The organism is Pseudomonas sp. WC2401 (assembly GCF_041200115.1).
Classification (GTDB): domain Bacteria; phylum Pseudomonadota; class Gammaproteobacteria; order Pseudomonadales; family Pseudomonadaceae; genus Aquipseudomonas; species Aquipseudomonas fragi.
In genome coordinates this window covers 2,867,265-2,880,167 of sequence record NZ_CP165623.1, presented here as the reverse complement: position 1 = coordinate 2,880,167, position 12,903 = coordinate 2,867,265, and the positions used below count along the sequence as shown (strand labels likewise).

General features: G+C 59.9%; 10 protein-coding genes. 3 read left to right on the top strand and 7 right to left on the bottom strand.

Translation table 11 applies throughout. The features are described from left to right. Nucleotides 1-51 precede the first annotated feature (51 nt). The gene (locus AB3G35_RS13175; RefSeq protein WP_369781585.1) at nt 52-1,176 is read left to right on the top strand and encodes an aryl-sulfate sulfotransferase; all 1,125 of its coding nucleotides are present in this window, start codon (nt 52-54) and stop codon (nt 1,174-1,176) included. Nucleotides 1,177-1,242: 66 nt separating this feature from the next. Here the strand turns inward: AB3G35_RS13175 and AB3G35_RS13170 are convergent, their stop codons facing one another. From AB3G35_RS13170 to AB3G35_RS13160, 3 genes are read right to left on the bottom strand one after another with little or no spacing between them, the layout of a single operon-like run. Further along, nucleotides 1,243-2,418: a CynX/NimT family MFS transporter gene (locus AB3G35_RS13170; protein ID WP_369781584.1), complete on the bottom strand. Its 1,176-nt coding sequence runs from the start codon at nt 2,416-2,418 to the stop codon at nt 1,243-1,245. Beyond that, nucleotides 2,405-2,866, bottom strand: coding sequence for a nucleoside deaminase (locus AB3G35_RS13165; RefSeq protein WP_369781583.1), 462 nt, complete (start codon nt 2,864-2,866; stop codon nt 2,405-2,407). Before AB3G35_RS13165 ends, AB3G35_RS13170 begins: the two co-directional genes overlap by 14 nt. Nucleotides 2,867-2,885: 19 nt before the next feature. Next, complete coding sequence (locus tag AB3G35_RS13160; protein WP_369781582.1) at nt 2,886-3,545, bottom strand: ankyrin repeat domain-containing protein; 660 nt, start codon at nt 3,543-3,545, stop codon at nt 2,886-2,888. Between the two features lie 108 nt (nt 3,546-3,653). On the opposite strand from AB3G35_RS13160, the gene AB3G35_RS13155 reads away from it, so the two are divergent. Continuing rightward, nucleotides 3,654-4,520, top strand: a complete 867-nt coding sequence (locus AB3G35_RS13155; protein WP_029611370.1) for a LysR family transcriptional regulator — start codon at nt 3,654-3,656, stop codon at nt 4,518-4,520. A 2-nt stretch (nt 4,521-4,522) separates the two neighbouring features. On the opposite strand, the gene rssC is transcribed toward AB3G35_RS13155, so the two are convergent. The 3 genes from rssC to AB3G35_RS13140 form a co-directional block, all read right to left on the bottom strand. After that, nucleotides 4,523-5,005, bottom strand: a complete 483-nt coding sequence (gene rssC, locus AB3G35_RS13150) for an anti-sigma factor antagonist RssC (protein ID WP_016780601.1) — start codon at nt 5,003-5,005, stop codon at nt 4,523-4,525. Next, nucleotides 5,002-6,186, bottom strand: a complete 1,185-nt coding sequence (gene rssB, locus AB3G35_RS13145; protein ID WP_029611369.1) for a two-component system response regulator RssB — start codon at nt 6,184-6,186, stop codon at nt 5,002-5,004. The genes rssC and rssB overlap by 4 nt, the downstream gene beginning before the upstream one ends. Before the next feature lie 343 nt (nt 6,187-6,529). Beyond that, entirely contained in the window at nt 6,530-7,219 is a 690-nt protein-coding gene (locus tag AB3G35_RS13140; RefSeq protein WP_086796475.1) for a VacJ family lipoprotein, read from the bottom strand. Between the two features lie 307 nt (nt 7,220-7,526). On the opposite strand from AB3G35_RS13140, the gene AB3G35_RS13135 reads away from it, so the two are divergent. Further along, nucleotides 7,527-7,790: a DUF4404 family protein gene (locus AB3G35_RS13135; protein WP_016780598.1), complete on the top strand. Its 264-nt coding sequence runs from the start codon at nt 7,527-7,529 to the stop codon at nt 7,788-7,790. A 79-nt stretch (nt 7,791-7,869) separates the two neighbouring features. Here AB3G35_RS13135 and AB3G35_RS13130 read toward each other — a convergent pair whose 3' ends face one another. Then, nucleotides 7,870-12,726 carry an NAD-glutamate dehydrogenase gene (locus AB3G35_RS13130; protein ID WP_369781581.1) on the bottom strand — a complete coding sequence of 1,619 codons (4,857 nt, stop codon included), beginning with the start codon at nt 12,724-12,726 and terminating at the stop codon, nt 7,870-7,872. Nucleotides 12,727-12,903: the final 177 nt, after the last annotated feature.

Genomic DNA, 12,903 nt, shown 5'->3' with positions numbered 1-12,903 from the left:
AATGCTCCCCTGCTGCTCACAATGCCAGTGGAACCTTGCGGGAGTCACACCATGTCAAAACTGCACAGCACCACCCTCAAACGCCAGAAGACCGGCCTGATCGGCGTCGATCATTCCCGCAGCGCCGGTGGCTACACGCTGTTCGCCCCGCAAACGGCCGATGGCAATGTATTGCTGATCGACCTGGACGGCGAAATTGTCCACCGCTGGAAGCTGCCCCAACGCCCCGGCCGCGACGCGGTGATACTGCGCAACGGCAACCTGGGCTACAACGGCAACCACCCTGAATCCCCTGATCTGTTCCCGGGCTGGTCGGTCTGGCATGGCGGGGCCTTCAGCGAGGTCACCCCTGACGGCGAAGTGGTCTGGGAGCACACTGACCTGTTGCACCATCACGATGCGCAATGGCTGGACAACGGCCACCTGCTCTACACCACTGTCGCGCCATTGAGCCCGGAGCTGGCCAGTCGCGTAGTGGGCGGCATTCCTGGCAGCGAGGCGCCGGGCGGGGTTATTTATGGGGATGTGGTCAAGGAAGTCGACCGCCAGGGGCATGTGGTCTGGGAGTGGCGCAGTTGGGAACATCTGCGCCCTGAAGACTACCCGCTGCATGATGCGTTCGAACGCTATCACTGGCCCATGACCAACGCCGTTTCGCCCGGCCGCGATGGCAAGGTCATCCTCAGCTTGCGCAGCGTTTCGTCTGTGATTGCCGTTTCCCGCGACAACGGCGCGGTGCTGTGGCGCCTGGGCCATGACCTGGTTGCGCAACAGCACTGCCCGAGCGAGCTGGAAAATGGCAATGTACTGGTCTTCGACAACGGCATTTCTCGCCCGTACAGCAGCATGCCGCACTCGCGAATTGTGGAAATAGAACCACTGAGCCAGCGGATCGTGTGGCAGTACGCCGATACCCCGGGCTATGCCTTTTTCAGCCCGTTCATGGGTGGCGCGCAACGCCTGCACAACGGCAATACGCTGGTGACTGAAGCCAATTTTGGCCGTCTGTTTGAAATCACCGCGACGGGAGACGTGGTCTGGGAATATATCAACCCCTACTTCGCCCCGTACCCCGATGCAGCAGCCAGAGCCTATCTGCCGGGTGAAAACAACGCGATCTTTCGCGCGCACCGTTATCAGCGCCAGGATATTCCCTGGCTGGGTGATCCACGCTAAAAGCCCCTCGCCCCGCCCCTCTCACGGGAGAGGATTGGGGGCGTTTGCTCTACATGCAGCCACAACTCACACCCCCCGGCTATTACTCGCTGGGCTAAAGATCCGCGTCAGCACCAGCATCGACACAACCGCTACCACCAACACCCACCAGGCACTGACAAAACTGCCCGTCAGTTCCCGCAGCCAGCCGGTCATCCACGGGGATACGGCATTGAGCAAAAACCCGGCCCCTTGCACAAAACCTGCAAGCTGCCCTGCTTCAGCGGGTTTGCGGCAATGGTCCAGGACCAGAATCAGGCTCAGGGCAAAACAGGCGCCCAGGCCAAAACCGATCAAGGCCACCCACACATGGGGTGAACCCAGCGGCCACAGCACCAGCCCGATATAACCCACGGCCTGTGCCCCCAGGCTAATCGCCAATAGCGGACGCCGATCGCTGCTGCGATGGGCCAGCGCCGGCATCACCAGCGCGGCGATAACCTGGAAAATAGTCATGAACGCCAGTAGCGAGCCACTTTGGGTCGCACTCCAGCCCATTTGCAAATAGTACGCTGGCAACCACGCGACCATGCTCATATAGCCACAGTTCACCAGCCCGAAGTACAGCGCCAGTAACCACGCCCGGCGACTGGACCACGCGCGGGTCGACACCCCCTGCACCGGCTGCGCCGTGCCTGCAAAGGGCAGCAACCACCACATCAGCAGCGCCACAAGCGCCGGCAGCAGCCACATCCCCAGCCCGGCCTGCCAGTGGCTGAAATGCTCCGCAACCTGCGGGCTGACCAGTGCAGCCAGACCGCCGCCAGCCATCAGCGATGCGCTATAAACGCCCAGCGCCAGGGCGACGCGATGCTGGAACTGGCGCTTGATCAGCGCCGGTACCAATGCCTGGATCAGCGCAATACCGGCACCGCCCAACAACGCCGTGGCCATCAGGGTTTCGCCCTGGTGAGCAAACAAACGCCACAGGCAGGCCGCCACAATCATGCACAAGCCCAGGGCCACGCCATTACGCTCGCCCAAACGGGCTTGCAAGCGCAGCCCGAGCAAGGCCACCAGGCCCATGCAAATCACCGGCAGGCTGGTCAACCAGGCGCTGGCTTGAAAGCTCATGCCGGTGTCGGCACGGATTTGCAGCAACAACGGGCTGATCGAACTGAGCAGCGGGCGCAGGTTAAGCCCAAGCACAATCAGCAAGGTCCAATGGGCAACAACTCGTAGCGTGCCTTTATCCAGGGACATGCAACGCCTTCCAGTTCTGGTAGATCGCCGTCATGGCCGGTTGCGGCAGATGCCGCACAGGCAACTGCTGGTCACTCAGGGGCAATGCCATCTGCTGGTAGATCGCGGCGGTAGACAGCCCGAAGGGCTCAGCCTGCTGGTTGGTCGCGGCATACACCACCCTCGACACACCGCACAGGTACATGGCGCCCAGGCACATGGGGCAAGGCTGGCCACTGGCGTAGATCACACAGCCATCCAGTCTCGCCCCCAGTTGCTGGCTGGCACCACGGATCGCCAGCATTTCTGCGTGTGCGGTCGGGTCCTGGCGGATATGGATGCTGTTGACCGCCTCGACAATCACTTGATCGTGCCGCACCAGCACCGCTGCAAAAGGCCGGCCCCCCGCGGTGACATTATTGGCGGCCAATTCCACGGCACGTTGCAGGTAAATCTCATCGTTGTTCATGGCAACTCCAGAACGCTATTCAGTGGGCACCAGCATCGCGCAGCAATTGTGCAATCGCGCTCTGACCGCGCTGTTGCGCTTGCTGCAACGGGCTCAAGCCATTGCTGTCAGGCAGGTTCAAGTCAGCACCGGCAGCAATCAACTGGCTGACAATCTGCTGATGGGGCGCGCCCCCGTCGGAGAGCACGATGGCTTCCATCAAGCAGGTCCAGCCCAGGCGATTGACATGGTTCAGATCAACGCCTGCAGCGATCAGCACGGCCACCGTATCAACATGGCCACGCTCGCATGCAGGGATCAAGGCGGTACCGCCGTAGCGGTTGGTACTCTTCAGGTCGGCACCGTGGGCCAGGGTCATCTTGAGGATTTCAGTGTGCCCGCTGGCGCCTGCCAGCAGGTAGGGGCTGTCCTGGATCAGGTTTTTCTGGTTAACGTCGGCGCCCGCCTCGATCAACGCCCTGGCGATATCGATCTGGTTAGAGCGGGTTGCCAGCAGCAGCGCACTGCTGCCATCCAGCGCCCGGGTATTGAGATCCGGACCTTGCGCCAGCAGTTGCTGCACCCTGCCCAGCTCGCCGTCTTTCACGGCAGTCAGCAGCGTTTTGTCGCTGGCCATCACCCCCGCGACGAGCAGCAGCCCAGCCGTCAACGGAACATATTTAAATAAGCGCGAACCCATGTCAGGCCCTCTTACCAATTGCATGAAAAGCCAGTATGGTCAGGCCCACAGGTATTCTGAAATTAAATATAACCATGCCTTGCAGTGGCAATCTGAATGGCGGTACCGATGTTCGATCCCATCCTGTTGCGCAGTTTTGTGGCCGTCGTCGACTGCGCCAATTTCACCCGTGCGGCACAACGCCTGCACCTGACCCAGTCCACGGTCAGCCAGCAGATACGGCGCCTGGAAGACAGCGTTGGCTGCAAGCTGCTCGACCGTGAACAGCGCCGGGTAATGGCCACCCCTGAGGGTGAGCGCTTGCTGGCGTATGCCCGGCGCATCCTGGCACTCCAGGAAGAAGCCCGCGAGGTGCTGGTCGATCTGCAAAGCGAGGGTGTGTTGCGCCTGGGCGTGCCTGAAGACTTTGCCGCCGAACGCCTGATGCCGATCCTTTCCCGGTTTGGCCTGGAGCACCCCGGAGTACGCCTGGAAGTCACCTGCGGCCTGGGCCCGGAGCTGATGCGCGTGTATCGCCAAGGCGAGTTCGACCTGTTGCTGGTCAAGCAGATGGGGCAAGGCGTCGATTGCCTAGCGTGCTGGCCCGAACCCATGTGCTGGGTCGACAGCCGCTCAGCCCCGGCCTTTGGTCGCGACCCGCTGGCCCTGGTGGCCTTTCCTGTGGGTGGGCTGTACCGCAATGAAATGCTGCATCATCTGGAGATGGCGGGCTGGCACTGGCGCATCAACTACTCAAGTGCCAGCTTGGCCAGTGTCTGCGCCGCCGTGGCGGCGGGCCTGGGCATCAGTTTGCTGCCAACCCGGGTAATCGGCCCGCAGCACAAGGTGCTGCAGGCCAGTAGCGGTCTGCCGGACATTCAGGGGGTGTATCTGGCACTCTATGCCCAGCCCGGCCTCAGCCATGCGGGCCATTTACTGCTGGGCCAGTTACGCGAACTGTGCGAAGCCCCGCAGCCGAGGACCGCTGCAACCTGATATCAGTGGCGCTCGAGGGCATTCACCAGGTCATGGAAAGCTTCACGGTTGGAGTCGTTGAGCCCCATCAGAATCTTGTGCGCTTCCAGTACCTTCACCCGCACCACCTCTTCGGTCTGGTCCTGTGAAGGCAGGTCGGTCAGACACTCCGGGCACGGAATCGGCTTGCCGATAATGTTGAACACCTGGTCGAAGCCCATCGACTCCAGCAAGCGGGTGATGTCTTCGTGGGTGGTGACCACCGTCGGCAGCAGGCCGATTTTTTGCCGCGACAGGATCGACAGTTTCGCCAGCAAGCCCAGGGTGGTGCTGTCGATACTGCGGGTTTCGGTGAGGTCGATCACGATGGCGTTGAAGTTCAGCGCCGTGAAGATCCTCTCGATTGTCGCATCCAGTGCCGAACACAAGGTCAGACGCACTTCACCCACAAACTTCAGGACGAAGGTGCCATCCTGTTCGGCGAACTGAATTCTACCGGTACTCATTTAAGGTTCCTGCTCAACACCAACAAGGCGATATCATCCGGCATCTCACCTAGCGTAGCTAATCCAAACACCCGGCGCAGGCCATCCAGGCTGCCGCCTGCTGTTTTTACCAATTGCGGTAAAGCAGCTTCTTTCTCTTTGAGTGTCTGCTCGGTCAAAAGATCCAGAATTCCGTCCGACATCAGCGTCAGGCTGAAGGTTTGCGGCAATTTCAGGACCTGGTCTTCGTAGGTGGCTTCGTTGAACAAGCCAACGGGCAACCCCCGCCCTTCCAGATAACTGACACTGTCTGGAGTGTAGAGCACCGGCAAGGGCAAGTGCCCGCCAATGCTGTAGGTCAGTTCGCCGGTTTCTTCATTGATCACGCCGCCCACCATCGTCACATGCTTGCCCAGCTTGCAGTTGATCAGGCCACGGTTGATGTGCCCAAGCACTTCGGAAGGCTTGAACTCAGGCAAGGTGCCATTGCGCTTGGACTCGAACAGCAGGCGCGTGGTCATGAACTTGAGCAGTACCGTGACAAAGGCCGAAGAGGCACCGTGCCCGGAAACGTCTGCCAGATAAAAGGCCACACGATGCTCGTCAACCCGGAAGTAGTCGACAAAATCGCCAGACAGGTACAGGGACGGGATGATCTTGTGCGCAAAGCTGAACTCATCCGTGGTCCAGGGGCTGACCGGCAGCATGTTCATCTGCACCTGCCGCCCGGCATTCTGGTCTTCCTGCAGCAAATGCAGGCTGGCTTCCAGTTCGCGGTTGGCTGACTCCAGCTTGTCCCGATAGCGCTGGTTCTCAAGCTGCAGGCGCGCACGATCCAGGGCACGGTGAACCGAGTGCTCCAGCACTGCAAGGTCTTCCAGAGGCTTGATCAGGTAGTCGGCAGCGCCCAGGCGCAAGGCCTCGACCACATCGCTCATGACCCCTGCACCCGAGATGACGATCACCGGCGTCTGTGCCGAGCGCTGGGCAACCTGGCGAATCAGCTCCAGACCACTCATTTGCGGCATGCGCAGGTCACAGATGATCAGATCTGGCTGCTCTTGCTCGAACATCTGGAGGCCTTGCACGCCATTGCTGGCCTGAAGGACGCTGAAGCCGCTGTCTTCGAGGTAGGCCGCCAGACTTGCGCGTACAACTTCGTCGTCATCAATGATCAGCAGCGTGGCACTGGTTTTTTGCATGTGGGCAAACGGCGCCAGAATTAGGTTGTCGTTGAGGTTCGCAAACGTCGAACTCAACAACTGAAATGGCTTGTGAACATCCCTGATTCAAATCGACTGTATTGCTCGATCCTACAAAGGTGCCCGTGTAAGGCGCAGACGGTACTCCCATCCGCGGGGGGTTTCAAGCTCAGGCCGATGGCGGCCTGAGGTGTTCGTCACGTTAAATTACCGCGGGTTATAAGAACCACGTTTACGGCAACCAAAACTTAGGTTGCGGCCTTTCTTAAACGGAGTGTTTCTCAACTGCAACAATGCAAAAAACGGCCACCAGGGGCCGTTTTTTCAGGAGGCATCGAACGAATCAGAAGTCGTCGACAACTTGCCCGTCTTTGACTTTGAATTCACGGCTTTGCAGATACGCATTGCGAATGAAAATGTACTTGTCACCGGTGATCAGCTTTTCAGCAGACAGCAGGTTGGCGCGGGCATCGATGATTTTCATCCCGGCAACAGTGTTGCGCGCCGAGACGTCATGCATGTAGCGGTAGGGTTCGGCATAGGAGTCCGGGTAGATGCCCAAGGCGTCACGCACGGTACTTGGGCCCAGCAGCGGCAGCACCAGGTACGGGCCGCTGCTCAGGCCCCAGTAGCCTAGGGTCTGGCCAAAGTCTTCGTCGTTGCGCTGCAGGCCCATCTTGGTGCCCACATCAAAGAAGCCGCCAACACCGACAATGGTGTTCATCAGCAAACGGGCGGTATCCACGCCCGCAGCGTGTGGCTTGACCTGCAACACGTTGTTGGCCAGGTTGCGCACGTCACCGACGTTGCGGTACATGTTGTGGATGCCATCCTCCAGAAACTGCGGAGTGATGAACTGATAGCCCTGGGCAATCGGCTTCAGGGCATAGGTATCGAGGGTGTCGTTGAATTTGAACACGACCCGGTTAAAACCTTCCCAAGGGTCATCCTCGGTGGCGGCATTGGCTGCCAAAGGCATCATGGTCACACCGGCACAGATAAACAATGGAGCGAGACGAACAGTCCAGCGCATAGCAAAACTCCCTGAAGTTACTCAACACTTGGGCGCTATGCCCTGAGTCAGGCCATTAGTATAACGGGAAATGTCTTTTAGGCAGCCCCCAAGCAATAGCCTAAACAGACTTGTATTAAAGATAGACGTTCCCGCCCTTGCAGATTCTTTTAAAACCACCTGCCGGCACGACAAAAAATCACCCACAGTGGATTTTGATAGAGATCATGCACTTCGGGCGCGAGTGGATTAATCTAGAAGCCCGCTTGCAGACCTTTTGTTCACTTCGAAGGTCTACACCAGAGCCTATCAATAAAGGATGAATGCTATGCCTGCCCGCGACCTGCAAGAACAACTCAACACCTTGCGCGAGCAACTGGAACAGAATCCGCCGCTCACCCAGGAAGAGCGTGAGCATTTGAACCAGCTCGCGACACAAATCCAGGCTCAGATCGATATCGAAAAGGCCACCAACGATTCCAGCCTGGCCGACAACGTCAACCTCGCGGTTGAGCGCTTTGAGGTCGACCACCCCACTCTGGCCGTTACCCTGCGCAGCATCGTGCAAACCCTGGGCAATATCGGTATCTGATCAGCCCGCGACCGCAAGCTAACAAAAAAGCCCCGGCTCATGTCACATGAGCCGGGGCTTTGTTTTGCAACTCAGGCTGTCAGAGCCCTGATTGACCGCTCAACGCCAGGTCCAGCAGCTCGCGGTTGGCTACCGCGTACATGGCGTAGTCATTGCCCGTGGCAGCCCGCAAATCCACCAGCATCGCGCGCCAGCGCTCAACCATCGAACTGTTTTGCTCAAGCCACAAGGCAAGACGCGCCTCGATACTTTCACCGGCATCGGTCATCTGCAGCACCGAAATGGTAATTGCCCGCTGCTGCCAGTCGATGTCGTCACGGAACGCTTCACGCGCCAGCGCCTGCCAGTTGTTCTCCACCGGCAGGTTGCTGATCTGCTGCAAGTACCAGGTCAGGTCCAGCGCGCTGCCCACGGCAAAGTAAGTCTTGGCCACATCTGCAGCGTTCTGCCCGGTCACATCCGAAGCTTCGATAATCGGCAACAGGGTGTACAGGTGCGTCGTACCCGCCACCATGCGCGCCAGCAATTCAGGCACGCCCGCTTCGACGTAAGCCTGATAACGGGTTTGCCAGCCTTCGCGGGTCGGGCCTTCCAGCAGTTCGTCGAGCTTGAGGCCCAGCGCCGCCAGATGCGGGCCGAAGTGCGCCACATCCCGCGCCGCGTCCAGTTCGTTGCGACGGCTGCGCAGGAACCAGCGCGTAGCGCGACGGCCCAGGCGCATCAGTTCATCCATCAGCGCCAGCTGGATTTCAGCCGGCACCTGGTAGTCCAGCGCTTCGATTTGGCGGAACCAGTGCGGGAGATGGAAAATGTCCCGCACAATCACATAGGCACCGGCCACGTTGGCAGCACTCATGCCGGTCGACTCTTTCAGGCGTTCGACAAAAGTGATACCCATGTGGTTGACCAGATCGTTGGCGATCTGGGTGCTGACGATTTCACGCTTGAGACGATGGCGACGCATGGCTTCGGCAAACTTGCTGACCAGCATCGGCGGGAACGCGGTTTCCATGTCGCGGGTCAGGTAGTCGTCATCCGGTACCTGGGAGTTGAGCAGTGCTTCCTTGAGGTCGATCTTGCTGTACGAGATCAGCACCGACAACTCGGCACGGGTCAGGCCGTGGCCCGCCGCTACGCGCTCGTTAAGCTGCTCTTCAGACGGCAGGAACTCGATGGCACGGTCCAGCTTGCCACGGGCTTCCAGATCGTTCATCAGGCGCTTGTATTCGGCAATCCGCTCGTAAGCCTTGCGTGCTGCCAGCGAAATCGCCTGGGTCTGCTTGTAGTTGTTGCCCAGCACCAGACCGCCAACCTCGTCGGTCATGCTGCCCAGCAGCTGGTTGCGCTGCTTCTCGGTCATATCGCCGGCCTGCACCACTTCATTGAGCAGGATCTTGATATTCACTTCGTGGTCAGAGCAGTCGACGCCGCCAGCGTTGTCGATAAAGTCGGTGTTGGAACCGCCGCCGTTGAGGTTGAACTCGACACGGCCCAACTGGGTCATGCCCAGGTTGCCGCCCTCGCCCACCACCTTGCAGCGCAATTCGTTGCCATTGACGCGCAACGCATCGTTGGCCTTGTCGCCAACGTCAGCATGGCTTTCGCTGCTGGCTTTGACATAAGTACCGATACCACCGTTCCAAAGCAGGTCCACCGGCGCCTTGAGCAAGGCATTGAGCAATTCGGTCGGGGTCAGCTTGTCAGCGCTGATGGCGAAGCGCTCTTTCATCTCCGGGGAGATGGCGATGCTTTTCGCGCTGCGCGAGAAGATCCCGCCGCCCGCCGACATGATGCTGGTGTCGTAATCCGACCAGGCCGAACGCGGCAGGTCGAACAGGCGCTGACGCTCGGCGAAGCTGTTGGCCGGCTCCGGGTTCGGGTCGATAAAGATATGCAGGTGGTTGAAGGCCGCAACCAGTTGCAGCTTGTCGGACATCAGCAAACCGTTGCCGAACACGTCGCCGGCCATATCGCCCACGCCGACCACACTGATGCTGTCCTGCTGGACGTTGATCCCGCGCTCCTTGAAGTGGCGCTGCACGCCCACCCAGGCGCCCTTGGCAGTAATGCCCATCTTTTTATGGTCATAACCGGCCGAGCCGCCCGAAGCGAACGCATCGCCCAGCCAGAAGCCGTAATCGATGGCAATACCGTTGGCGATATCGGAGAAGGTCGCGGTGCCCTTGTCGGCGGCCACCACCAGGTACGGGTCATCGTCATCGTGACGGACCACGTTCAACGGCGGCACCAGTGCGCCGTCTTTCAGGTTGTCGGTAATGTCCAGCAGGCCGGAAATAAAGATCCGGTAGCAGGCAATCGCCTCGGCCTGGATCTCGTCACGGCCGCCGCCCAATGGCAGGCGACGCGGCACGAAGCCGCCCTTGGCGCCCACCGGCACAATGACCGAGTTCTTCACTTGCTGGGCTTTTACCAGGCCCAGCACTTCGGTACGGAAGTCTTCTTCACGGTCCGACCAGCGCAAACCGCCCCGCGCCACGTTACCGAAGCGCAAGTGCACGCCTTCAACCCGTGGCGAGTAGACGAAGATTTCAAACTTCGGCACCGGCTTTGGCAGCTCGGGGATCAGGTGCGGATTGAACTTGAAGCTGAAGTACGAACGGTTGTGACCGCTGGCATCCGGCTGGTAGAAGTTGGTGCGCAGGGTGGCCTTGATCAGGTCCAGGTAGCGACGCAGGATACGGTCTTCGTTGAGCACCTGAACATCGTCCAGGGCCGTCAGGATCGCCTGCTCCAGACGCACTTGCTTGTCTTCCAGGACTTCGGCCGTCAGCTTGCGCGCCAGGTAGAAGCGGGTCTTGAACAGCCGGGTCAATTCGCGGGCGATATCGGTGTGGTTGTTCAGGGTACTGGCGATATAACCCAGGTCAAAGCCCAGGCGGATCTGCTTCAGATAACGGGCGTAGGCACGCAGCAAGGCCACGTCGCGCCACGGCAGGCCGGCGGTCAATACCAGGCGGTTGAACGCATCGTTCTCGGCATCGCCGCGCACAATATGCACAAACGCATCCTGCAGCGTGTCGTTGAGTTGCTGGATATCAAGGTTCAAGCCTTCACCGGCGGTAAAGGCGAAATCATGGATCCAGAACTCACGACCATTGGCATGCCGCAGGCGGTACGGGAACTCACCCAGCACGCGCAGGCCGAGGTTTTCCAGGATCGGCAGCACGTCGGACAGCGCCAGCGGCGTGTCGGCATGGTACAGCTTGCAATGCAGTTCCTGGCCAGCGCTTTGCCCCAGCGGCTGGTAGAAGCTCATCACCAGCGGGTTCTTGTCGCTCAGGTTCATCAGGTGCTGCATGTCGACCACGGCCGAGTGCGCAGCAAAACGCTCGCGATAACCTGCCGGGAAGCCTTTCGGGAAGTCGGCCAGCACCTTGGTGCCATTGGCCTCACCGAAGCTCTCGACCACCAGGCTGGCGTAGTCGTCCTGCCAGCTGCGGCAAGCCTGGATGACTTCTTTTTCCAGCAGCAGCGGATCGATATCGATGCGGTTTTTTGGATCAACCCGCAGAATCAGCTGCACACGGGCCAGCACCGATTCCGAGAAGAAAGTCCAGAATTCGCAATCCGACGCCTGCAGGCGCTCCATCAGCACCTGCTGGATTTTCTGCCGCACTTCGGTGGAGTAGATATCACGCGGCACATAGGCCAGGCAGTAGCAGAAGCGGCCATACGGGTCTTTGCGCAGGAACACGCGAATCTTGTTGCGCTCCTGGATCTGCACGATCGACATCACAGTGCTGAACAGCTCGTCCACCGGGGTCTGGAACAGGTCGTCACGGGGCAGCACTTCCACCACCTGGGCCAGTTCCTTGCCCAGGTGCGCCTTGGCCTGGAAGCCCGAACGACGCTCGATCTCCGCGACCTTGCGGCGGATGTACGGGATCACCCGCACGCTTTCGCCATACACCGAAGAGGTGTACAGGCCCATGAAGCGGCATTCCTTGATGACCTTGCCGCTGGCGTCGATCTGGCGGATCGACACATAGTCCGGGTAAGCCGGGCGATGCACGCGGCTCGGGTGTGCGGCCTTGGCGAACGACAGCAGGGTCGGCTCGCGCAGGTAGCTGACGGCGTAATCCTCGATGCGCAGGTCTTCGCCGGTCAGGCCGGCGCGCAGCAGCTTGGTAAGGCCGAGGAACGAGTCGGCGTCATATTCGATATGCCCGCCATCGGCATCGTCGCGTACCACAAATTCTTCATAGCCCAGGAACGTGAAGTGGTTGCCCACCAGCCATTCCAGGAAGCTTTTGACTTCGGCTTTCTCATCCGCATCCACGGCGTACTGGCAGTTGTCGACACTGGCCAGCAGCTCCTGCACCTTGGCCTTCATCGGCTCAAAGTCAGCCACTGCAATGCGCACTTCACCCAGAACCTGTTCCAGTTCCTTGCTCAGCACATTCAATTCGGCGGCATGGGCGCAGCGATCGATTTCCAGGTACATCAGCGACTCTTGCGAGACGCCTTCGCCCGTGGTGCCCTTGGGCAGGATTTCCAGCAGCTCGCCCTTGCTGCCGCGACGAACGCTCAACACCGTGGTTTGCAGGGTGTGGATGCTGTAGCCGCGACGGTTCAGCTCGGTACGCACCGAGTCCACCAGAAACGGCAGGTCGTGGTGCAGCACTTCCACTGCTGTGTGGGTGGACTGCCAGCCGTGGCGCTCGTAGTCGGGGTTGAACACCCGTACTTGCGGCTGGGCCGGGTCGAAGCGCTCCAGCAGGCGCCAGGCCGACAGCGTGCAGCCGGCAAGGTCGGACATGCGCCGTTGGGTGAGTTCATCCAGAGAAATGATGCCGAAGAATTGCTCGGCGAACAGCGCCACTTGTGGCAGTGCCTGTTCACTGATGTGCTGCGCCAGTGCCGCTTGCAGTTGGTGCTGGAAGTCGGCTTTGCTGGCTGCGGTGAAGAACGCCATCTGTGGTACTCCGCTTGGGCTTGTTATTGAGAGAAGCGTCGCATGTTGGAGCTGTCGACACTGTGCGAGGCCTGACCTGGCAGTTCACCTTCAACGCACAGCATGACAGGGAGGTGAAGCTGGCCGTGACCCACGGGTCACATTCACGTCCGGGATGGTGATCTGCAAAAACGACTG

What these genes read in the sequence shown, in the direction of transcription:
- AB3G35_RS13170 (WP_369781584.1), bottom strand. Translation starts at nt 2,418, where the DNA reads ATGTCCCTGGATAAAGGCACGCTACGAGTTGTTGCCCATTGGACCTTG.
- rssC (WP_016780601.1), bottom strand. Translation starts at nt 5,005, where the DNA reads ATGAGTACCGGTAGAATTCAGTTCGCCGAACAGGATGGCACCTTCGTC.
- AB3G35_RS13155 (WP_029611370.1), top strand. Translation starts at nt 3,654, where the DNA reads ATGTTCGATCCCATCCTGTTGCGCAGTTTTGTGGCCGTCGTCGACTGC.
- AB3G35_RS13140 (WP_086796475.1), bottom strand. Translation starts at nt 7,219, where the DNA reads ATGCGCTGGACTGTTCGTCTCGCTCCATTGTTTATCTGTGCCGGTGTG.
- AB3G35_RS13175 (WP_369781585.1), top strand. Translation starts at nt 52, where the DNA reads ATGTCAAAACTGCACAGCACCACCCTCAAACGCCAGAAGACCGGCCTG.
- rssB (WP_029611369.1), bottom strand. Translation starts at nt 6,186, where the DNA reads ATGCAAAAAACCAGTGCCACGCTGCTGATCATTGATGACGACGAAGTT.
- AB3G35_RS13135 (WP_016780598.1), top strand. Translation starts at nt 7,527, where the DNA reads ATGCCTGCCCGCGACCTGCAAGAACAACTCAACACCTTGCGCGAGCAA.
- AB3G35_RS13165 (WP_369781583.1), bottom strand. Translation starts at nt 2,866, where the DNA reads ATGAACAACGATGAGATTTACCTGCAACGTGCCGTGGAATTGGCCGCC.
- AB3G35_RS13130 (WP_369781581.1), bottom strand. Translation starts at nt 12,726, where the DNA reads ATGGCGTTCTTCACCGCAGCCAGCAAAGCCGACTTCCAGCACCAACTG.
- AB3G35_RS13160 (WP_369781582.1), bottom strand. Translation starts at nt 3,545, where the DNA reads ATGGGTTCGCGCTTATTTAAATATGTTCCGTTGACGGCTGGGCTGCTG.